This window comes from Micromonospora sp. NPDC049201 (genome assembly GCF_055586805.1).
Map to the genome: position 1 here is coordinate 310,957 of NZ_JBVJHM010000004.1, position 20,738 is coordinate 331,694.

At 72.5% G+C, this 20,738-nt stretch carries 19 protein-coding genes, 1 tRNA gene and 1 pseudogene; 16 read left to right on the forward strand and 5 right to left on the reverse strand.

Features of this window, described 5'->3' with window-relative positions:
- Positions 1-46: 46 nt before the first annotated feature.
- Positions 47-898, reverse strand: a complete 852-nt coding sequence (locus tag ACZ6O5_RS11440) for an alpha/beta fold hydrolase (RefSeq protein WP_465976355.1) — start codon at positions 896-898, stop codon at positions 47-49.
- Positions 899-956: 58 nt separating this feature from the next.
- On the reverse strand, positions 957-2,201 hold the full coding sequence (locus ACZ6O5_RS11445) for a hypothetical protein (protein ID WP_465976357.1): 1,245 nt from the start codon (positions 2,199-2,201) through the stop codon (positions 957-959).
- Positions 2,202-2,283: 82 nt separating this feature from the next.
- Between ACZ6O5_RS11445 and ACZ6O5_RS11450 the strand changes: the two genes are divergently transcribed.
- The 6 genes from ACZ6O5_RS11450 (at position 2,284) to ACZ6O5_RS11475 (ending at position 8,197) form a co-directional block, all read left to right on the forward strand.
- Entirely contained in the window at positions 2,284-3,213 is a 930-nt protein-coding gene (locus tag ACZ6O5_RS11450) for a TatD family hydrolase (RefSeq protein ID WP_465976359.1), read from the forward strand.
- A 79-nt stretch (positions 3,214-3,292) separates the two neighbouring features.
- Positions 3,293-4,162, forward strand: coding sequence for a 16S rRNA (adenine(1518)-N(6)/adenine(1519)-N(6))-dimethyltransferase RsmA (rsmA, locus tag ACZ6O5_RS11455; RefSeq protein ID WP_465976361.1), 870 nt, complete (start codon positions 3,293-3,295; stop codon positions 4,160-4,162).
- Positions 4,163-4,246: 84 nt separating this feature from the next.
- Positions 4,247-5,200 (forward strand): 4-(cytidine 5'-diphospho)-2-C-methyl-D-erythritol kinase, encoded by a 954-nt coding sequence (locus ACZ6O5_RS11460; protein WP_465976363.1) that lies wholly within the window; start codon positions 4,247-4,249, stop codon positions 5,198-5,200.
- 66 nt (positions 5,201-5,266) lie between these two features.
- Entirely contained in the window at positions 5,267-7,066 is a 1,800-nt protein-coding gene (locus ACZ6O5_RS11465) for an ABC-F family ATP-binding cassette domain-containing protein (RefSeq protein WP_465976365.1), read from the forward strand.
- Between the two features lie 85 nt (positions 7,067-7,151).
- Positions 7,152-7,607: a DUF4383 domain-containing protein gene (locus tag ACZ6O5_RS11470; protein ID WP_465976367.1), complete on the forward strand. Its 456-nt coding sequence runs from the start codon at positions 7,152-7,154 to the stop codon at positions 7,605-7,607.
- A gap of 116 nt (positions 7,608-7,723) precedes the next feature.
- The gene (locus ACZ6O5_RS11475; protein WP_465976369.1) at positions 7,724-8,197 is read left to right on the forward strand and encodes a DUF4383 domain-containing protein; all 474 of its coding nucleotides are present in this window, start codon (positions 7,724-7,726) and stop codon (positions 8,195-8,197) included.
- Here the strand turns inward: ACZ6O5_RS11475 and ACZ6O5_RS11480 are convergent.
- Positions 8,194-8,856 carry a TetR/AcrR family transcriptional regulator gene (locus tag ACZ6O5_RS11480; protein ID WP_107157143.1) on the reverse strand — a complete coding sequence of 221 codons (663 nt, stop codon included), beginning with the start codon at positions 8,854-8,856 and terminating at the stop codon, positions 8,194-8,196. The genes ACZ6O5_RS11475 and ACZ6O5_RS11480 overlap by 4 nt on opposite strands.
- Positions 8,857-8,932: 76 nt before the next feature.
- On the opposite strand from ACZ6O5_RS11480, the gene ACZ6O5_RS11485 reads away from it, so the two are divergent.
- From ACZ6O5_RS11485 to cysN, 9 genes and pseudogenes are all read left to right on the forward strand, one after another.
- Complete coding sequence (locus ACZ6O5_RS11485) at positions 8,933-9,670, forward strand: resolvase (protein ID WP_465976371.1); 738 nt, start codon at positions 8,933-8,935, stop codon at positions 9,668-9,670.
- Between the two features lie 47 nt (positions 9,671-9,717).
- Positions 9,718-9,788: transfer RNA gene (locus ACZ6O5_RS11490), tRNA-Gln, on the forward strand.
- Between the two features lie 73 nt (positions 9,789-9,861).
- Positions 9,862-11,385, forward strand: a pseudogene (gene glmU / locus ACZ6O5_RS11495) (bifunctional UDP-N-acetylglucosamine diphosphorylase/glucosamine-1-phosphate N-acetyltransferase GlmU); the annotation flags it as partial.
- Positions 11,386-11,435: 50 nt separating this feature from the next.
- Complete coding sequence (locus ACZ6O5_RS11500; RefSeq protein WP_107157145.1) at positions 11,436-12,416, forward strand: ribose-phosphate diphosphokinase; 981 nt, start codon at positions 11,436-11,438, stop codon at positions 12,414-12,416.
- A 284-nt stretch (positions 12,417-12,700) separates the two neighbouring features.
- Positions 12,701-13,396, forward strand: a complete 696-nt coding sequence (locus tag ACZ6O5_RS11505; protein WP_465976373.1) for a 50S ribosomal protein L25/general stress protein Ctc — start codon at positions 12,701-12,703, stop codon at positions 13,394-13,396.
- A 100-nt stretch (positions 13,397-13,496) separates the two neighbouring features.
- Positions 13,497-14,087, forward strand: a complete 591-nt coding sequence (gene pth, locus ACZ6O5_RS11510; protein ID WP_465976375.1) for an aminoacyl-tRNA hydrolase — start codon at positions 13,497-13,499, stop codon at positions 14,085-14,087.
- Positions 14,088-14,161: 74 nt separating this feature from the next.
- The gene (locus ACZ6O5_RS11515; RefSeq protein WP_281943000.1) at positions 14,162-14,995 is read left to right on the forward strand and encodes an inositol monophosphatase family protein; all 834 of its coding nucleotides are present in this window, start codon (positions 14,162-14,164) and stop codon (positions 14,993-14,995) included.
- A 79-nt stretch (positions 14,996-15,074) separates the two neighbouring features.
- Positions 15,075-15,986: a sulfate adenylyltransferase subunit CysD gene (gene cysD / locus ACZ6O5_RS11520; RefSeq protein WP_107157148.1), complete on the forward strand. Its 912-nt coding sequence runs from the start codon at positions 15,075-15,077 to the stop codon at positions 15,984-15,986.
- Complete coding sequence (gene cysN, locus ACZ6O5_RS11525; RefSeq protein ID WP_465976378.1) at positions 15,986-17,290, forward strand: sulfate adenylyltransferase subunit CysN; 1,305 nt, start codon at positions 15,986-15,988, stop codon at positions 17,288-17,290. The genes cysD and cysN overlap by 1 nt, the downstream gene beginning before the upstream one ends.
- A gap of 89 nt (positions 17,291-17,379) precedes the next feature.
- Here cysN and galK read toward each other — a convergent pair whose 3' ends face one another.
- Together galK and galE are read right to left on the reverse strand one after the other, a co-directional pair.
- Entirely contained in the window at positions 17,380-18,537 is a 1,158-nt protein-coding gene (gene galK / locus ACZ6O5_RS11530; RefSeq protein WP_465976380.1) for a galactokinase, read from the reverse strand.
- Positions 18,534-19,466: a UDP-glucose 4-epimerase GalE gene (gene galE, locus ACZ6O5_RS11535; RefSeq protein WP_465976699.1), complete on the reverse strand. Its 933-nt coding sequence runs from the start codon at positions 19,464-19,466 to the stop codon at positions 18,534-18,536. The genes galK and galE overlap by 4 nt, the downstream gene beginning before the upstream one ends.
- Before the next feature lie 228 nt (positions 19,467-19,694).
- Between galE and ACZ6O5_RS11540 the strand changes: the two genes are divergently transcribed.
- Positions 19,695-20,711 (forward strand): hemolysin family protein, encoded by a 1,017-nt coding sequence (locus tag ACZ6O5_RS11540; protein WP_465976381.1) that lies wholly within the window; start codon positions 19,695-19,697, stop codon positions 20,709-20,711.
- Positions 20,712-20,738 lie beyond the last annotated feature (27 nt).

Here is a 20,738-nt window from a genome sequence, read left to right on the forward strand (position 1 = left end):
CACCGCGGCCCCGGGGGTGTTCCCCCGGGGCCGCGTGTCGTCCGGGTCAGGCCCGGGCCATACTGGGCTTGCCGATGAACTCCATGATCGCGTTGTTGACCTCGGTCGGATGGGTCCACGGCGTGCCGTGCGGGGCGCCCTTGAGGGTGACCAGCTTGGCGTCGGACAGCATGTTCACCAGGCGCTGACCCGTCTTCGGGTACGGCAACACGTTGTCCTTGTCGCCCTGGATGATCAGCACCGGGATCTTGATGTTCGGCAGGTCGCCGCGGAAGTCGGTCTGCCAGGCGTCCACCGAGTCGTGGGTGCCCTTCGCGGACGCCTGCGCGCCGATCTGCCAGTGCGCGTGGTACGCCTCGTCGCTGACCAGCTTGCCCTTGTTCTCGCTGGCGTTGAAGAACACGTCGCAGAACTGCGTCAGGTAGGCGAACCGGTCCTGGATGATCGCCTGCTGGAACCCGTCGAACAGGCTCTTCTCGACGCCCTCCGGATTGTCGGCGGTCTTCAGCAGGAACGGCGCCAACGGCGCCATCAGCACCGCGCGGTCCACCCGGTCCGACCCGTAGGCGCCCAGGTAGCGGGTCACCTCACCGGTGCCCATCGAGTGCCCGACCAGGATCGCGTTGCGCAGGTCCAGCTCGGTCATCAGCACGTCCAGGTCGGCGGCGAACGTGTCGTAGTCGTAGCCGAACGCCGGCTGCGCGGAACTGCCGTACCCGCGCCGGTCGTACGTGATCACCCGATATCCGGCGGCGAGCAGCGGACCGCTCATCTTCTCCCAGGTCGCCCCGTTGAACGGGAAACCGTGGATCAGCACGATCGGCTGACCGGAACCGTGGTCCTCGTAGTACAGGTCGATGGGTGCGGAGTTCTCCGTACCGACGGTGACGAAAGGCATGTCGGAATTCCCCCTCGCGTGGGTCTCGGACGCCCACGCCTTCCCGACCCGCCGCCGGCTATGCGTCGCGGCGCGGGTACGGCAGGTCCACCACCCGGTCCTCGGTCAGCTCGCCACCCGGCGCCCACACCTCGTAGACGCCCCGTTCGTGACACTGCGCCCCGGTCACCGCCACCGCGTCCGGATCCGGGCGACGCAGCCGTAACCGCAGCCAGCCCGCCTCCTCCCGGAGCACCAGACAGGGCACCCCGCGCCACACGGCCGTCCGCAGCCGCCGGGCCGCCGCGTCCACCGGGTAGCGGGCCGCCCGGGTCATCGCCAGCACCCGGAACCCGCCCGGCTGGTCGGCCACCGCCTCGTACTCGGCCCCGGCGTACGCGCCGACCAGCCGGGTCGAGCGCGGCGCGTCGCCGGTCGGCACGTACTCCTGGTCGGCGGCGAGGCCGGGCACCGCGGCCAGCAGGTGCCGCCACTGCGGACCGGCCAGCCGCAGCCAGCCGCGCTGCTCCGCCTGATAGGTGTAGAGCACCACCTCCACCCCCTCCGCCGGGTAGGCGAGCAGCGTGGCGTTGGCCGGCACCGGCAGGTCGGCGAAGTCCCGGGTGACGAACTCCGGGACGAGCTGCCCGTCGCTCGGCACGAACCCGGTGCCCAGCACCGGCGGCCCGATCCGGTCCCGGGGCGGCAGGGCGGTCAGCCCGCGGTGCGCCGGGCCGACCGGGACGTCGTAGTCGGTCGGGTCGGCGGCCCGCCACCGCAACGCGTACGCCACGTCGCCGCCCTCGGAGTCGCCGCGCAGCACCGCCAGCCCCGCCGGCGTCCGCAGGTGTGCCACGTCGTGCTCCCGGTAGCAGAAGCCGTGCGGCAACCAGCCCCGCACGTAACCGGCGAGCTGCCGGGCGGAGAGCACCTTCACCATCCGGGTGCCCGGCCGGATCACCGCCGACGCCCGCACCGCGGCCAACGTCGGGTCGCCCGCCGCCGCCGGCCGCTGGCTGAGCTGGTGCACGTATGCCCAGCCCCGGTCCCGGTGCACCGGCATCAGCAGCGGCGAGTCGGGCTCCTCGGTCGGCTCGGCCGCCCCGTGCACCGCGTCCACCTCGGTCGCGTGCACGAACTTCCGCCAGGGCAGGCCGCCACCCGGCCGGGGACACCACTCGAAGCCGGGCACCTCGTCGGCGCTGAACAGCTCGTACGCCGCGCCCCGGGCGAGCTCCTCGGCCGGGTGCACGCGCCCGTCGTACGCCACGCGCAGCCCGGTCCGCTCGGAGGCGGCGCCGCCGGTACGGTCCGTGACGGTCATTTCCGGGACGCTAGGCCGGCCAGATGTGGGGCGTGTGAACGGCCGGTGGCGGTCCGGGAACGCGGCCCGGCGCGGGTGTGTGATGCTGGCCGCGATGACCGAGCAGACCGAGACCCGCAAGCAGCGCGCCGCCCGCCGGGCCGGCGAGTTCCCACCCGCCCCCGAGCCGCTGCCGATGCCCGTACCGGACAGCCACACCCACCTCGACATCACCGTCGGCGAGTACGGCGCACCCCCCGGCGGGGACGGTGGCTCCTTCCCGGGCGGCGTGGGCGACGGCGACCCGGTCGCCGCCGCGCTCGCGGTCGCCGCCGACGCCGGCGTGGACCGGCTCGTCCAGGTCGGCGTGGACATCGCGTCGTCCGAGTGGAGCGCCGACGTCGCCGACCGGTACCCCGCGGTGCTGGCCACCGTGGCGCTGCACCCCAACGAGGCGCCCCGCCTCGCCGACCTGGACGAGGCGCTGCGCCGGATCGAGGCGCTGGCCGGGCGGGACCGGGTCCGTGGGATCGGCGAGACCGGAATGGACTTCTTCCGCACCGGCGAGGCGGGCCGGGCCGCGCAGGAGGAGAGCTTCCGGGCGCACATCGCCATCGCCAAGCGCCACCGCAAGGCGCTCGTCATCCACGACCGCGAGGCACACGCCGACGTGCTGCGCATCCTCGACGACGAGGGCGCCCCGGACACCGTGGTGATGCACTGCTTCTCCGGCGACGCCGACTTCGCCCGCGCGTGCGTGCGCCGGGGCCACCTGCTCAGCTTCGCCGGCACGGTCACGTTCGGCAGCGCCGCCGCGCTGCGCGAGGCCGCCGCCGCCACCCCGCCGGATCAGATGCTGGTGGAGACCGACGCGCCGTACCTGACCCCGATGCCGTACCGGGGCCGGCCGAACGCGTCGTACCTGATTCCGCTGACGGTCCGGTTCCTGGCCGACACCACCGGCACCGACCTGGACGAACTCTGCGCCGCGCTGTCGACCAACGGTGAGCGCGCCTTCGGCCCGTGGCGGTGAGGAGGGGCCCCTTCATGACGCCAGGCGTCAAGAAGGGGCCCCTCCTTTCACCAATGGGCGGGCGCTTACGCTACGGGGCGTGACCGGACTCCTCGGCCCGGCGGAGATCCGGGAACTCGCCGCGCGGCTCGGCGTCACGCCGACCAAGAAACTCGGCCAGAACTTCGTGCACGACCCGAACACGGTGCGCCGGATCGTCACCACCGCCGGGCTGGCCCCGGACGACGTCGCGCTGGAGGTCGGCCCCGGGCTCGGCTCGCTCACCCTGGCGCTGCTGCCGGTCGCCGCGCACGTGCACGCCGTGGAACTCGACCCGGTGCTCGCCGCCGCACTGCCCGGCACCGCCGACCGGTTCGCCGGCCCGGACGCCGCCCGGCTCACCGTGCACCCCGCCGACGCGCTGCGGGTCACCGCCGCCGACCTGGGTGACCCGGCCCCCACCGCGCTGGTGGCGAACCTGCCCTACAACGTGGCCGTGCCGGTGGTGCTGCACCTGCTCGCCGAGCTGCCCACGCTGCGGCACGGCCTGGTGATGGTGCAGAAGGAGGTCGCCGACCGGCTCGTCGCCGGTCCCGGCTCCAAGGTGTACGGCATCCCCTCGGTCAAGCTCGCCTGGTACGCCCGCGCCCGCGCCGCCGGCAAGGTCCCGCCGAACGTGTTCTGGCCGGTGCCCAACGTCGACTCCGGTCTGGTCGCGTTCACCCGCCGCGAGCCGCCCCGGCCCGACGTACCCCGCAGGGCGGTCTTCGCGGTGGTCGACGCCGCGTTCGCCCAGCGCCGCAAGACGCTGCGCGCCGCGCTGGCCGGCTGGGCCGGCGGCGCGGACCGGGCCGCCACCGCGCTCACCGCCGCCGGCGTGGACCCGGGCGCCCGCGGCGAGTCGCTCACCGTCGAGCAGTTCGCCGCCATCGCCGCGTCGGCCCCGGACGGCTCCGCCGGGGCCCAGTAGGCTGGCGCCGTTGCCCGACCCCGCCGAGGAGCTGACCGTGCAGAAGCCGTTCGACACCCGCCTGCGCCCACGGGAGCTGTCCCGGTGACCGAGGCCTGGCGACCGGAGGACGAGGACGGGCAGCGGCGCGGCTCCAGCGGCCCGGTCAAGGTGCGGGTGCCCGCCAAGGTCAACCTGCACCTCGGGGTGGGACCGCTACGGCGGGACGGCTACCACGAGCTGAACACCGTCTACCACGCGATCTCCATCTACGACGAGCTGACCGCCCGCCGCGGCGACACGCTCGCGCTCACCATGGAGGGCGAGGGCGCCGGCGAGCTGGCCCTGGACGACACCAACCTGGTGCTGCGCGCCGCGCACGCCCTCGCCGGCTACGCCGGGGTCGCCCCGCACGCCCGGCTGCACCTGCGCAAGCACATCCCGCTCGCCGGCGGGCTGGCCGGCGGCAGCGCCGACGCCGCCGCCGCGCTGGTCGCCTGCGACGCGCTCTGGGGCACCGGCCTGTCCCGCGACGAACTGGCCGGCATCGCCGCCGACCTCGGCTCCGACGTGCCGTTCCTGATCCACGGCGGCACCGCGCTCGGCACCGGCCGGGGCGAGGCGGTCAGCCCGGTGCTGGCACGCCCCACCTCCTGGCACTGGGTGGTGGCCATCGCCGACGGCGGCCTCTCCACCCCGGCCGCCTACCGCGAACTGGACCGGCTGCGCGACACCGGGGCCGCCGGCACGCCGCTGGGCAGCACCGACGCGCTGCTCGGCGCGCTGCGCCAGCGGGACCCGCGAGTGCTCGCCGTCACGCTCGGCAACGACCTCCAGGACGCCGCGCTGGCCATGCGCCCGGCGCTGGCCGGGACGCTCAAGGCCGGCGAGGCCGCCGGCGCGCTCGCCGGCATCGTCTCCGGCTCCGGGCCCACCTGCGTGTTCCTCGCCGCCGACGCCGCCGACGCGGAGCGGATCTCCGACGAGCTGACCGCCGCCGGAGTATGCCGGGAGGCGCGGGTCGCGCACGGGCCCGTGCACGGCGCCCGCATCGTCTGACGCCCCGTACCCTTGACTCAGGCGTCCCGGACCCCGGGGCGCCTGAGTCGTGTGAAAGGTGAACCAGTGGCCAACATCGTCAACCTGGACCGGGTGTCCAAGGGGTACGGCGCCGCCGGGCCGCTGCTCACCGACGTCTCGCTCGGCCTCGACGACGCCGACCGGATCGGCGTGGTCGGTCTCAACGGCGCCGGCAAGTCGACGCTGCTGCGGATGCTCACCCGCACCGAGGAGCCCGACGACGGCCGGGTCACCCACCGCCGCGACCTGCGGGTCGCCTGGCTGCCGCAGCGCCTCGACCTGGCCGGAGACCTCACCGTGCGGGACGTCGTGCTCGGCACCGCGTGGCTCGGCGAGAGCATGGGCGCCGAGCACGAGTGGGCCGGCGACGCCGGCGTCCGGGCCATCCTCGACGGCCTCGGCATGCCCCACCTCGGCCTGGACGCCGCGGTCGGCACCATGTCCGGCGGGGAGCGCCGCCGGGTCGCGCTCGCCGCGCTGCTGGTCCGCGACGCCGACCTGCTCGTCCTCGACGAGCCCACCAACCACCTCGACGTCGGTGGCGTCGACTGGCTGGCCCGGCACCTGGTCACCCGCAAGGGCGCGCTGGTCGTGGTCACCCACGACCGCTGGTTCCTCGACGCCGTCTGCACCACCACCTGGGAGGTCGCCGACCGGACCGTCCGGGCGTACGAGGGCGGCTTCGCCGCGTGGACGCTGGCCCGCGTCGAGCGGCAGCGGATCGCCGCCGCCACCGAGGCCCGCCGGCAGAACCTGCTCCGCAAGGAGATCGCCTGGCTGCGGCGGGGCCCGCCGGCGCGCACCTCCAAGCCCAAGTTCCGCATCGACGCCGCGAACGCGCTCATCGCCGACGTGCCGGAACCGCGCGACACCATGTCGCTGCAACGGCTCGCCACCGCCCGGCTCGGCAAGCAGGTGTACGACCTGGAGCACGTCACCCTGCACGCCGGCCCGAAGGAGATCCTGCGTGACACCACCTGGCAGGTCGGCCCCGGTGACCGGATCGCGATCCTCGGCCGTAACGGCGCCGGCAAGACCACGCTGCTGCGGCTGCTCGCCGGCGTGACACGCGCCGACGGCGGGCGCTTCGCCGCCGGGCAGACCGTGCGGCCGGCGTTCCTCTCCCAGGAACTCGCCGAACTCCCCGGCCACCTGCGCGTGCTGGAAGCCGTCGAGGAGGTGGCCCGCCGGGTGCAGTTCGGCGACCGGGAGATCAGCGCGTCCCAGCTCGCCGAGATCTTCGGCTTCGACGACCGGCGGCTATGGACGCCGGTCAGCGACCTGTCCGGCGGCGAGCGCCGCCGCCTCCAGATGCTGCGCCTGCTGGCCGGCGAGCCCAACGTGCTGCTGTTCGACGAGCCCACCAACGACCTGGACACCGACACGCTCGCCGCGCTGGAGGACCTGCTCGACTCCTGGCCCGGCACCATCGTGGTGGCCAGCCACGACCGCTACCTGATCGAGCGGGTCACCGACGTCGCGTACGGCATGTTCGGCGACGGGCGGCTCGTGCACCTGCCCGGCGGCATCGACGAGTACCTGGCCCGGGCCGCCGCAGCCGGTGGCCCGGCGCCCGCCGACCTCACCCCGGGCACGGCCGCGCCGGCCCGCGACGGCATGTCCGCCGCCGAGGTACGCACCGCGAAGAAGGAACTCAACCGGCTGGAACGACAGATCGCCAAGCTCGAACAGAAGGAGGCGGGCCTGCACGAGCAGCTCGCCGCCAACGCCACCGACTACGCCCGAGTCGCCGAGCTGGACGCCCAGCTCAAGGAGGTCCGGGCCGAGCGGGACCGCACCGAGGAGACCTGGTTGGGGCTGGCCGAGGAACTGCCCGCCGGCTGAGGCGTGGGGGGTGTGCGGCGTCACTGACCGCCGTACGGGACAATCACCGAGGAACCCTCATCCGAACGGTCTTGGAGACGCTGAGATGGCCCACACCCCCGTCAACCACCCCGCGCGGCCGATCTACCGGGCGATCGGCGGGCTCGTTGGTCTGTACTTCGTCGTCTTCGGCGGCCTCGGCATCATCGCCAGCGCCGGCAACGACTTCTTCGCCCAGGACGACACCAGGGTGCTCGGCCAGGGCACCAACATGGGCTTCTCGCTGCTGTCGATCCTGATCGGCGTGGTGATCCTGGTCGGCACCGCGATCGGCCGCAACCTCGACGTGGCGGTCAACCAGTGGCTGGCGTACACGCTCATGGTCATCGGCCTGGCCGCGCTGGCGTTCCTCCAGACGGACGCCAACCTCCTCAACTTCTCGATCGTGACCGTGATCGTGGTCATGACGCTGTCGCTGGTCCTGCTGGTGGCCGGCATGTACGGCAAGGTCGGCACCGACGACGAGCACGAGGCCTGGCAGAAGGCCCGCCTGGTGCTCTGAGCCCGATCCACCCCGAAGGCCCGGCGTGCGCGCCGGGCCTTCGGCGTTTCCCGGTACGGAACCGGACGCCCCGGGGGACAATTGCCCCGAATCAGTCTCCACGGCTGGAGGGCACCATGGCGCACTTCCCGGTGAACCACCCCGCGCGACCGCTCTACCGGCTGCTGTCCGGGCTGATCGGCCTCTACATCCTGGCCTTCGGCGTCTGGGGCGTGTTCGAGACCTGGGGCGACGGGCTGTTCAGCCGGCAGGACACCTACGCCCTCGGGCTGCGCACCAACCTGGCCTTCTCGCTGGTCTCGGTGGTCTTCGGCGCGGTCCTGATCATCGGCGCGTCCCGAAGGAACAACCTCGGGCACTACATGAACCTCACCGCCGGCGCGGTCTTCCTGGTCACCGGCATCCTGATGATGGCCGTGCTCCAGACCTCGGCGAACTTCCTGAACTTCTCGATGTCCACAGTCATCGTGTCGCTGCTGTTCGGGCTGATCCTGCTCGCCACCGGGCTCTACGACAAGGTCGGGCCGCCCGAGCACGCCGAGGAGGAGCGCCGCCGCCGCTACCACCCGCTCGCCGAGGGCAACCGCTAACCCTGGATCGGCCCCGGCTTCGACTCCAGGTGCGACAGGCCGTTCCAGGCCAGGTTCACCAGGTGCGCCGCCACCGTCTCCTTGCGCGGCCTGCGCACCTCCAGCCACCAGCGCCCGGTCAACGCCACCATGCCCACCAGCGCCTGCGAGTAGAGCTCCGCCAGCTTCGGGTCGTACCCCCGGCTGGAGAACTCGGCGCCGAGGATGTGCTCCACCTGGTGCGCGACGTCGTTCATCACGCTGCTGAAGTTGCCGGTCGCCGACATCAGCGGTGACTCCCGGACCAGCACCCGGAAGCCGCTGGTCTCCTCCTCGATGTACGTCAGCAGCGTCAACGCGGCCTGCTCCAGCAGCTCGCGCGGATGGCCCGCGGTCAGCGCCGTGGTGATCCGGTCCAGCAGCGAGCGGACCTCCCGGTCCACCACCACCGCGTAGAGCCCCTCCTTGCCGCCGAAGTGCTCGTAGACCACCGGCTTGGAGACCTTGGCCCGCGACGCCACCTCCTCGATCGAGGTGGCGTCGAACCCGCGCTCGGCGAAGATCTGCCGGGCGATCGAGATCAACTGCTCGCGCCGCTGCGCCGCGGACATCCGCACCCGGGGCTTGGCCGCCGGGACGGCCCGCCGGCGAGCACTGTCGCTGCCGGGAACGTCGGTCACCCACCCCATCCTGCCAGGCGCGGTCCGCGCCGGCCGACCGGCGACCACTGTCGTACACATGTTCTAATCTTCGCTCGTGGTAGCCGATGACGAACCCCCGACGCGCCGACCTATCGCGGCTGGAAGCCGGAGTTGTACGCCGAAGCGCTCGCGTTGCGGCGATCCGGCTCCCCGGTTGGGGGAGATCGCGGAGCGGCTCGGGGTGTCCAAGTCGACGGCCTACCTCTGGACGCGGCATCTGCGGCTCGATCCCGAGGTGGTGAGCCGGCGGCGCCGAGTCGCCCAACGGGCCCGTGCCGACGCCCAGTGGGCGGCACATCGCGCGGCTCGCGACGCGGCCCGCGCTGAGGGGGTCGAGGCGGCTGCCGGATGGGCGCGGCGGCTGGATCGACGTGAACTCCTGCTGGTCGGTGCGGCGATCTACTGGTGCGAGGGTGGAAAGGCCAAACCGTGGCGTCCACACGACTGCCGGATCACGTTCGTCAACAGTGACCCCCTGCTGGTCGGGCTCTTCCTGCGCTTCCTGGACGCCGTCGAGGTGCCGCCCGACGACCGTCGTTTCCGCGTCAGCATCCACGAGACGGCGGACGCCGCCGCCGCGGTCCGGTGGTGGGCGGCGCGGGTCGGGGTGCCGGCGGAGCGTTTCCAGCGCAGCACGATCAAGAGGCACCGCCCGACGACCTCCCGAAAGAACGTCGGCGGCGATTACCGCGGTTGCCTGACCGTGTACGTGGTGGGCGGCAGTCGGCTCTACTGGCGGATCGAGGGGATCATGAAAGGAATGAGCAATGAAGATCCACCTCTCGACCGGTAAGGTGTAGGCAGCCGCCGGGCAGCGTCCTTTCTGCCCGTTTTCGACCATCCCGGGTCGTCTAATGGCAGGACGTCAGGTTTTGGTCCTGATTATAGGGGTTCGAATCCTCTCCCGGGAGCTTCTGCTCTTTGCCCTTCGTCGCGTGGTTAGCATGACCGCGAGACTGTCGCCGTCCCGACGGGAGCCACGTCGTGTCCCAGCCCCACCTCCGCACCGTTGTCGTGCTCGCCGCCGGTGAGGGCAAGCGGATGAAGTCGTCCCTGCCCAAGGTGCTGCACCCCTTGCTCGGCCGTACCCTGCTCGGTCACGTCCTGGCCGCGGCCGGGCCGCTCGGCGCGGACCGCACCGTGGTGGTGGTCGGCCACGGCGCCGACCAGGTGCGGGAGCACCTGACCGAGGTGGCCCCGGCCGCCACGCCGGTGCTCCAGGAGCGCCAGCTCGGCACCGGGCACGCGGTCCGTATCGCGCTGGACGCGGTGCCGGACGCGGCCGGCACCGTCGTGGTGATCAACGGCGACGTGCCGCTGCTGCGGCCGGAGACCGTCGCGGCCCTGGTCGAGGCGCACGAGGACGCCGCCGCCGCGGCGACCGTGCTGGCCGCCGAGGTGCCGGACCCGACCGGCCTGGGCCGGATCGTGCGGGACACGGACGGGCGGTTGGCGCAGATCGTCGAGGAGCGCGACGCCACGCCGCAGCAGCGTGCGCTGCGGGAGATCAACGCGGGCATCTACGCGTTCGACGCGGTCCGGCTCCGGGAGGCGCTGGGCAAGCTCTCCACCGACAACGACCAGGGCGAGGAGTACCTCACCGACGTCTTCGCGCTGCTCCGGGACGCGGGGGAGCCGGTGGCGGTGCACCGGGCGGCCGACCACGTGGAGACGCTGGGCTGCAACGACCGGGTGGAGCTGGCCGGGCTGCGCCGGCTGTTGCGCGACCGGGTCAACGAGGGCTGGATGCGTACCGGCGTGAGCCTCCTCGACCCGCACACCACCTGGATCGACGTGACGGTGACGCTGGAACGGGACGCGGTGGTCGACCAGAACACCCAGTTGCGGGGTGCCACGACGGTCGGCGCGGGCGCGTCGGTCGGCCCGGACACCACGCTCGTCGACACCACGGTGGGCGAGGGCGCGAGCGTGGTGCGCAGCCACGCGGTGGGCGCCGAGGTGGGCCCGCAGGCCAGCGTCGGCCCGTACGCGTACCTGCGGCCGGAGTCGCGGCTGGCCCGCAAGGCGAAGGTCGGCACGTTCGTGGAGACCAAGAAGGCGACGATCGGTGAGGGCTCGAAGGTGCCCCACCTGTCGTACGTGGGGGACGCGACGATCGGCGACCACAGCAACATCGGCGCCGCCACGGTGTTCGTCAACTACGACGGGGTGCACAAGCACCACACCACGATCGGCAGTCACGCGCGTACCGGGGCGGACAACATGTTCGTGGCCCCGGTGCGGGTGGGCGACGGCGCGTACACCGCGGCCGGTTCGGTGATCACCGGTGACGTGCCGCCGGGCGCGATGGCGGTGGCGCGCGGTCAGCAGCGCAACGTGGAGGGCTGGGTGCTGCGCAAGCGGGCCGGCACGGCGGCGGCGGACGCGGCCCGGCAGGCCCGCGACGGCGAGGCCGGGGCGGACGGGGCCGCAAGCGAAGGTGACTGAATCCACGGGGACCGCCGGGCGGTGGGTGGACCGGTGAACCCGGGGGATACTGCAACCGAACAGTTCCCGGCCGCGCCGGGCACCACCGACATACGGGAGCAGACGGGCCCATGGGCAGCATCGTCGCCGAGAACCGCAAGAGCCTGATGCTCTTCTCCGGGAGGGGTTTTCCGGAGCTGGCCAAGGAGATCGGTGAGGTGCTCGGCGTCGCGCCGACGCCCGCCGACGCCTACGAGTTCGCCAACGGTGAGATCTTCGTACGGTTCAAGGACTCGGTCCGTGGTTCGGACGCCTTCGTGGTGCAGTCCGTGACGCACGGGGTGAACACGTGGGTCATGGAGACCCTGATCATGGTGGACGCGCTGAAGCGCGGTTCGGCCAAGCGGATCACCGTGGTGTTGCCGTTCTACCCCTACTCGCGGCAGGACAAGAAGCACCGGGGTCGGGAACCGATCTCGGCGCGGCTGGTGGCCGACCTGCTGAAGACCGCGGGCGCGAACCGGATCCTGACCGTGGACCTGCACACCGCGCAGATCCAGGGCTTCTTCGACGGCCCGGTGGACCACCTGTTCGCGATGGACGTGCTCGCCGAGTACGTGGAGCACAAGTACGCGGGCCGGCCGATGACGGTGGTGGCGCCGGATTCGGGCCGGGTGCGGGTGGCGGAGCGCTGGACGGACCGGCTGGGTGGTTGCCCGCTGGCGTTCATCCACAAGACCCGGGACCCGTTGAAGCCGAACCAGGTGGTGGCGAACCGCGTGGTGGGTGAGGTCGAGGGCCGGGTGTGCCTGATCGTGGACGACATGATCGACACCGGTGGCACGATCTCCAAGGCGGCGGACATCCTGAAGGAGTCCGGGGCGGCGGAGATCGTGGTCGCGTCGACGCACGCGCTGCTGTCGGACCCGGCGACCGAGCGGCTGAAGAACAGCCCGATCAGCGAGGTCGTGGTGACGAACACGCTGCCGTTGCCGCCGGAGAAGCAGCTCGACAAGCTGACCGTACTGTCGATCGCCCCGCTGCTGGCGCGGGCGATCCGGGAGGTCTTCGACGACGGTTCGGTGACCACCCTGTTCGGTGGCCTGAGCTGACCGGGGGGTCCGGTCGCCGGCGTGGTCCGGCGGCCGGGCCGTCGCGCTGCGGACCGGCCGGTGTGGTGATAGTGGGGACTGCCGGCAGGCGCGGAATCCGTTCGGGTAGACTGGTGCGGTTGCCACGGCGAGGGTGCCCGGCGGGCTGCTGAAAAGCACCGCACGGAGGCGCCGTCATCGACGCGGTGCTCCGGGCGGTCGTTCATGACCTTGAGCCCCAGCGAGCCCCTCGCCCAGCACCGCCAGACGACAAGCCGCCGCAGCGAAGTATCAGGAGTTTCCCCGTGTCCGAGGTAAAGATCAGCGCCGAGCCCCGTACCGAGTTCGGCAAGGGTGGTGCCCGTCGTACCCGCCGGGCCGGCAAGGTGCCCGCCGTGCTGTACGGCCACGGCGAGAAGCCCAAGCACATCGCGCTCCCGGCGCGGGAGTTCGCCGCCGCGATCCGTAAGGGCGGTGCGAACCAGCTCTTCGCGATCGAGGTCAGTGACGGCACCCAGGTGCTGGCGCTGCCGAAGGCGATCCAGCGCGACCCGATCAAGGACTCCTTCGAGCACGTGGACCTGCTGCTGGTCCGCCGGGGCGAGAAGGTCACCGTCGAGGTCCCGGTCCAGCTGACCGGTGAGGCCGCGAAGGACACCCTGATCGTGCACGACCACGACACGCTCTCGGTGACCGCCGACGCCACCAAGGTGCCGGACCACCTGGAGGCGTCGATCGAGGGCGCCGAGCCGGGCACCACGATCACCGCCGCCGACGTCGAGCTGCCGTCCGGTGTCGAGCTGGCCACCGACGAGGAGACCGCTGTCGCCTCGGTGACCGCCGCCCCGACCGCCGAGCAGCTCGAGGCCACCCTCCCCGAGGTCGAGGCGGCCACCGAGGAGGCCGAGGCCGAGGCCGGCGAGGAGACCGCCGAGTCTCCGGAGGGTGCTCCGGCCGCCGAGGGCGAGGAGACCCCGGCCGAGGCGAAGACCGAGGCCTGACCGGTCCGCAGGTTGTGCGACAGGCGTCCCCGGGTTCCGGGGGCGCCTGTCGGCGTATCGGGGCGGGGCGTCGGGGAAGCGAGCGGGAAGGGGCGTCGGGGTGACGGACGAGGCGGGGCCGTGGCTGGTGGTCGGCCTGGGCAACCCCGGTCGGGAGTACGCGGCCAACCGGCACAACGTCGGGTTCATGGTGGCCGACCTGCTGGCGGCGCGGGTGGGCGCGAGGTTCGGGCGGCACAAGCGGGCGATGGCCGAGGCCGCCGAGGGGCGGTTGGGGTTCGGCGGCCCGAAGCTGGTGCTGCTGAAGCCGCTCACCTACATGAACCTCTCCGGTGGGCCGGTGGCCGGGCTGGCGCAGTTCCACAAGATCCCCCCGGCCCGGGTGATCGCGGTGCACGACGAGCTGGACATCGCCTACGGGCAGGTGCGGGTGAAGTGCGGCGGCGGCGAGGGCGGCCACAACGGGCTGCGGTCGATGTCGAAGTCGCTGGGCACGAAGGACTACGTCCGGGTGCGGTTCGGCATCGGGCGGCCACCGGGCCGGCAGGATCCGGCGGACTACGTACTCTCGGATTTTTCCGCCGCGGAGCGCAAGGAGTTGGAGTTCCTGGTCGACCGCGCGGCGGACGTGGTGGAGTCGGTGGTCACCAAGGGTGTGGAGCCGACGCAGAACCTGTACCACGGGGCTTGACCGGCTCCCGGAGTGCCGGCCGGTAGTCTGCGCCTCGCGACGTGAGCGGGGCCGGCGACGGGAGCGGTGACACCATGGGCAGTCCTCCGATGATCGACGGCGCGTTCGCCCGCTGGTTGGCGTCGCGGGCGGGGCAGGCGTTGACGGACCTGCGCGCGGAGTTGGGTTTCGCGGACGCCGGGGCGCTGACGTCGGCCGGCGACAAGGTCGCGCACGACCTGATCCGGACCGAGCTGGCCCGGTGGCGCCCGGCGGACGCGGTGTTGTCCGAGGAGGACGAGGGCTCGCGGCTGGCCTGGACGGCCGAGGTGAGCCGGGAGGCGATGTCCCGGCTGACCGCCGACCGGGTGTGGATCATCGATCCGCTGGACGGCACCCGGGAGTACGCGGAGGAGGGGCGCGCCGACTGGGCGGTGCACGTGGCGCTCTGGTCGCGGCACGCGCCCACGCCGCACGGTCTGGTGGCGGGCGCGGTGGGCCTGCCGGCGCAGCACCGGGTGCTGGGCACGGACCACCCGCCGGCGTACCCGCCGATGACGGTAGAGGCGGCCACGGCAGGCGACGCGCGGACCGTCCGACTGGCGGTCAGTCGTAGCCGTCCGCCAGTTTTCCTGACCGATCTGGCAGCGGACGTCGGCGCTCATCTGGTTCCGATGGGCTCGGCGGGTGCGAAGATCGCCGCGGTGGTGACCGGTGAGGTCGACGCGTACATCCATGCCGGCGGCCAGTACGAGTGGGACTCGGCCGCTCCGGTCGCTGTGGCGACGGCCACCGGACTGCACGCTTCCCGGATCGACGGTTCTGCGCTGAAATACAACGAGGCCGACCCGCGCCTACCCGATCTGCTGGTCTGCCGCAAGGATCTCGCGAGTCGGTTGCTTGCGGCGTTGCAGCGTCATTCCGGGTAACCTGAGCGTTCTTCTTCACGACTCCGACCGGAAAGGTCTGGAATCCGATGTACGGATCCGAGCGAATCGAGTTCGTGTCATGACGTCCCCCGCCGCGTACCAGGTGTCGCACCTCGACGCGCTCGAGGCGGAGAGCATCTTCGTGATGCGCGAGGTCGTCGCCGAGATGGAGCGGCCGGTCCTGCTCTTCTCCGGTGGCAAGGACTCGATCGTGATGCTCCGATTGGCGCAGAAGGCGTTCGCGCCGGCCAACATTCCGTTCCCGGTGATGCACGTGGACACCGGGCACAACTTCCCCGAGGTGCTCGACTACCGCGACCAGCGGGTCGCCGAGCTGGGCCTGCACCTCATCGTCGCCAGCGTGCCGGAGGCGCTGACCAAGGGCATGGTCCGCGAGTCGGCGGACGGCATGCGCAACCGCATCCAGACCCCGGTGCTGCTCGACGCGGTGGAGAAGCACCGCTTCGACGCGCTGTTCGGCGGCGCCCGGCGGGACGAGGAGAAGGCCCGGGCCAAGGAGCGGGTGTTCAGCTTCCGGGACGAGTTCGGCCAGTGGGACCCGAAGAACCAGCGCCCCGAACTGTGGTCGCTGTACAACGGCCGGCACCACCCCGGCGAGTCGATCCGGGTGTTCCCGCTCTCCAACTGGACCGAGCTGGACGTCTGGCACTACATCGCCCGGGAGCGGATCCCGCTGCCGGCGATCTACTTCGCGCACGAGCGCGAGGTGATCGAGCGCGACGGCATGTTCTACGCGGTCAACGAGTTCTTCCGGGCCCGCGCCGGTGAGCAGCCGTTCAAGGCCCAGGTGCGGTACCGGACCGTGGGTGACGCCTCCTGCACCGCGGCGGTCCGTTCGGACGCCGACACGGTGGAGAAGGTGATCGAGGAAGTGGCCGCCACCCGGATCACCGAGCGCGGCGCGACCCGCGGCGACGACCGGGTCAGCGAGGCCGCCATGGAGGACCGCAAGCGAGAGGGCTACTTCTGATGAGTGTCGACACCCTGGCGCCGGCCGACGGTGAGACCGCCGCACGGCCGATGGACCTGCTGCGGTTCGCCACCGCCGGCAGCGTGGACGACGGTAAGTCGACCCTGATCGGCCGGCTGTTGTACGACACCAAGTCGCTCTTCAGCGACCAGCTCGCCGCGGTCGAGGCGGTCAGTGCGGCGCGGGGCGACGAATACACCAACCTGGCGCTGCTCACCGACGGCCTGCGTGCCGAGCGGGAGCAGGGCATCACCATCGACGTGGCGTACCGCTACTTCGCCACGCCGCGGCGGAAGTTCATCATCGCCGACACGCCGGGGCACACCCAGTACACCCGGAACATGGTCACCGGCGCGTCCACGGCCGACCTGGCGCTGATCCTGGTGGACGCGCGCAAGGGTCTGGTGGAGCAGTCCCGCCGGCACGCGTTCCTCTGCTCGCTGCTGCGGGTGCCGCACCTGGTCCTGTGCGTCAACAAGATGGACCTGGTCGACTGGTCGCAGGAGGTCTTCGAGCGGATCGCCGACGAGTTCACCGCGTTCGCGGCGAAGCTCGACGCGCCGGACCTGACCGTGGTGCCGATCTCCGCGCTGCGCGGCGACAACATCGTCACCCGCTCGGAGAACATGCCCTGGTACGAGGGCCCGTCGCTGCTGCACCACCTGGAGCGGGTGCACATCGCGTCGGACCGCAACCTGGTCGACGTCCGGTTCCCGGTGCAGTACGTGATCCGGCCGCAGTCCACCACCGTCACCGACTACCGGGGTTACGCCGGCCAGGTGGCCTCCGGCGTGCTCAAGCCGGGCGACGAGGTGATGGTGCTGCCGTCCGGCTTCACCAGCCGGATCGCCGCGGTGGAGACGGCCGACGGCCCGGTGGAGGAGGCGTTCCCGCCGATGTCGGTGACGGTCCGGTTGACCGACGAGATCGACATCTCCCGGGGTGACCTGATCTGCCGGCCGAACAACGCCCCGATGGTCGCGCAGGACATCGAGGCGATGGTCTGCTGGATGGACGAGAGCCGGCCACTCCAGGTCGGCGGCCGGTACGCGATCAAGCACACCACCCGTTCGGCGCGGACGATCGTGCGGGAGCTGCACTACCGGCTGGACGTCAACTCGTTGCACCGGGACGAGACGGCGGCCGAGCTGAAGCTGAACGAGATCGGCCGGGTCCGGCTGCGCACCACGGTGCCGCTGCTCGCCGACGAGTACCGCCGCAACCGCACCACCGGCGGCTTCGTCATCATCGACGAGGCCACGAACCGCACGGTAGGCGCCGGCATGATCGTCGAAGCCGCCTGACCCTGGGTGTGAGGAAGGGGCCCTTGTTAACAGCTCAGTGTTAACAAGGGCCCCTTCCTCTACCGCAGGCGTTAAGAAGGGGCCCCTCCTTACATCCGGGTGACGCCGGGGGCGGGGAGAGCGGTCAGGGTGTGGGGGGTGGCGTAGCCGCGGTCGGCGTACGCGGTGGTGACGGCGGCGGCCACCTCCTCGGCGGCGTCCGCGTCGACCAGGGCGAGCACGCAGCCGCCGAACCCGCCGCCGGTCATCCGCGCGCCGTACGCGCCGGCCGCGAGCGCCGCCTCGACCGCGGTGTCGATCTCCGGAACGGTGATCTCGAAGTCGTCACGCATCGACACGTGCGAGGCGGTCAGCAGCGGACCGGTCTCCCGGACCCGGTCGGCGCGCAGCAACGCGACGGTGTCGAGCACCCGCTGGTTCTCGGTGACCACGTGCCGGACCCGGCGCCGCGTCTCGTCGTCGTCGAGGCGGGCCAGCGCCGCGTCGAGACCGTCGGTGGGCACGTCGCGCAGCGCGGTCACGCCGAGCGTCGCGGCGGCCCGTTCGCAGCTCCTGCGCCGGGCCGCGTACTCGCCGTCGGCGTGCCGGTGCGGCGCGCGGGAGTCGATCACCAGCACGGCCAGCCCGGCCGCGTCCAGGTCGAACGGGATCTGCTCGACCTCCTCGGTGCGGCAGTCGAGGAAGAGCGCGTGACCGGCCCGGCCCCGGACGACCACGGACTGGTCCATGATCCCGGTGGGCGCGCCGACGTACTCGTTCTCGGCGCGTTGGGCGAGCCGGGGCCAGCGGTCGGCGGGCAGGTCGAGCCCACCGAGGTCGACAAGCGCGGCCAGCACCGCCGCCTCGATGGCGGCCGACGAGGAGAGGCCGGAGCCGACCGGCACGTCGGAGGCGATGGCGAGCCGCGCGCCGGGGACGTCGAGGCCGGCGGCCCGCAGCGCCCACACCACGCCGGCCACGTAGGCGGCCCAGCCGTCGACCCGGCCGGGCTCGTCGGCCTCCGCGGCACCGAACTCGACAGGTGCGTCGTCCAGCTCCGACCAGACCGTCCAGCGCGCGTCCGGGCCGGGCGCCGCGGCGACCACGGTACGCAGCGGCAGCGCGAAGGGCAGCACGAAGCCGTCGTTGTAGTCGGTGTGCTCGCCGATCAGGTTGACCCGCCCGGGAGCCGCCCAGTGGCCGGCCGGCTCGGCGGCGTACCGCTGCCGGAAGCCTTCGGTGGCGCGGTCCGCGACGGCGCCGCTCATGAGGTGTGCCCGGTGCGGTGGTCGCGGTAGAACGCCCAGGCGTCGCCGATCATGTCGTGCAGGGTCGGCTTCTCCGGCACCCAGCCCAGCTCGTCGCGGGCCAGCGCGGACGACGCGACCAGCTCGGCGGGGTCTCCCTCGCGGCGTGGCGCCACCTCGACCGGCACCGGGTGGCCGGTGACCTCGCGGACCACGTCGACGACCTGGCGGTTGGTGAAGCCGTTGCCGTTGCCCAGGTTGTAGATCCGGTGCCGGCCTCCGGTGGCGGCGTCGAGCGCGAGCAGGTGGGCGCGGGCGAGGTCCTCGACGTGGATGTAGTCGCGGACGCAGGTGCCGTCGACGGTGGGGTAGTCGTCGCCGAAGAGTTGGAGCTTCTCGCGCCGGCCGGCGGCCACGTCGAGCGCGATCGGGATGAGGTGCGTCTCGGGGTCGTGCCGTTCGCCGATCGCCGTCCCGTCGCGCAGGTACGCCCCGGCGACGTTGAAGTAGCGCAGCGAGACGGCGCCCAGCTCGTGCGCGACCGCCTCGGAGGTGAGCACCATGTCGACGGCCAGCTTGGTCGCCCCGTACGTGTTGGTGGGCGCCTTGACGGCGGTCTCCGGGATGGGCAGCTCGGTGGGGTTGCCGTAGACGGCGGCGGTCGAGGAGAAGACCATCCGGGGCACCCGGGCGGCGCGGACGGCGTCGATCAGGGCGATCGAGCCGACGGTGTTGGTGTCCCAGTAGAGCTCGGGGCGGATCATCGACTCGCCGGCGGCGATCAGGGCGGCGAAGTGCAGCACGCCGTCGAACCCGGCGTCGGGGGTGAGCACCCGGGCAGCCTCGTGCACCGGCAGGTCGACGTGGGTGGCGTCGGGGGCGAGCGCCTCGCGGTGACCGGTGCGCAGGTCGTCCAGCACGGTCACCTGGTGGCCGTGGTCGAGCAGCATCCGGGTCACCACGCTGCCGATGTAGCCGGCGCCGCCGGTGACGAGCAGTTTCACGTCGATCCTCCTGCCTGGCCGCGTCCGTGTCGGCCGTCCGTGATCACCCTACGGCCGGCGGGCTGCGGCGTGGCGGTCGAGTGAGTGTCACTCCATTCCACCACGATCCATCAGGATTGAACAGATCCGCACATCGGGGCGGGCTGGCACCGGTCGCTGTCTACCATGCTTGTCATGCGGGAAGCGGGTGGTCCCGGGCCCCGGCGGCGACCGTCGGGGCGGCCCCGACGCGAATCCGGCCCGCTGGCCCGGGCCGTGGCCCGGCTCGTGGTGCGGGCCGCCGACGGCGCGACCCGGGTGGTGACCCACCTGCTCGGGGCGAGCCCCACCGCCGGGCGGGAACGGATCAGCGAGGCCGACCTGCGCGACCTCGTCGCCGCCAACACGCTGCTCGACCCGGACGAACGCCGGATCATCGACGAGGTGCTGGTGGCCGGCGCGCGGCTGGTCCGCGAGGTGATGGTGCCCCGCACCGAGGTGGTCTTCCTCGCCGCCGGCCTGCCGGTGGCCGAGGCGCAGCGGCTGGTGCGGGCCGACCCGCACACCCGCTACCCGGTGGTGGACGGCACGCACGACGACGTCGTCGGCCTGGTGCACCTGCGGGACGTGCTGCTGCGCCCGGAGCCGGCCGGCCGGGTCCCGGTCGGCGCGCTGACCCGCGAGGTGAAGCGGCTGCCGGGCAGCAAACGGGTGCTCGCGGCGCTCACCGAGATGCGTCGGGAAGGGCACCACCTGGCCGTGGTGGTCGACGAGTACGGCGGCACCGCCGGCATCGTCACCTGCGAGGACCTGGTGGAGGAGTTGGTCGGGGAGATCCGCGACGGAAGTCACGGCCCATCCGATCCGGGGCCCGCCGGCCTGCCCGCCGTGGTCGACGGCCGGCTCAACCTCGCCGACTTCGCCGAACGCACCGGGGTGCCGCTGCCCGCCGGCCCGTACGAGACGGTCGGCGGGTACGTGATGGCCGCGCTGGGCCGCCTGCCGCTGGTCGGCGACGAGGTGCCGGTGCGGGACGACCCGGCCGACGGGCCGGATGCCGCCGATCCGGAGGGCTGGCTGCTGCGGGTGCTGGCGCTCGACGGCCGGCGGGTGTCCCGCCTGGCGGTCTCCGTACGCCGACTGCCCGAGCCGCGGCGCGAGGTCAGCGGCCCGCGCGCGTCCGTACCCGCCCGACCCGCCGGCCCGTCATGACGGACCCGGGTGCTTGCTGACAGAATT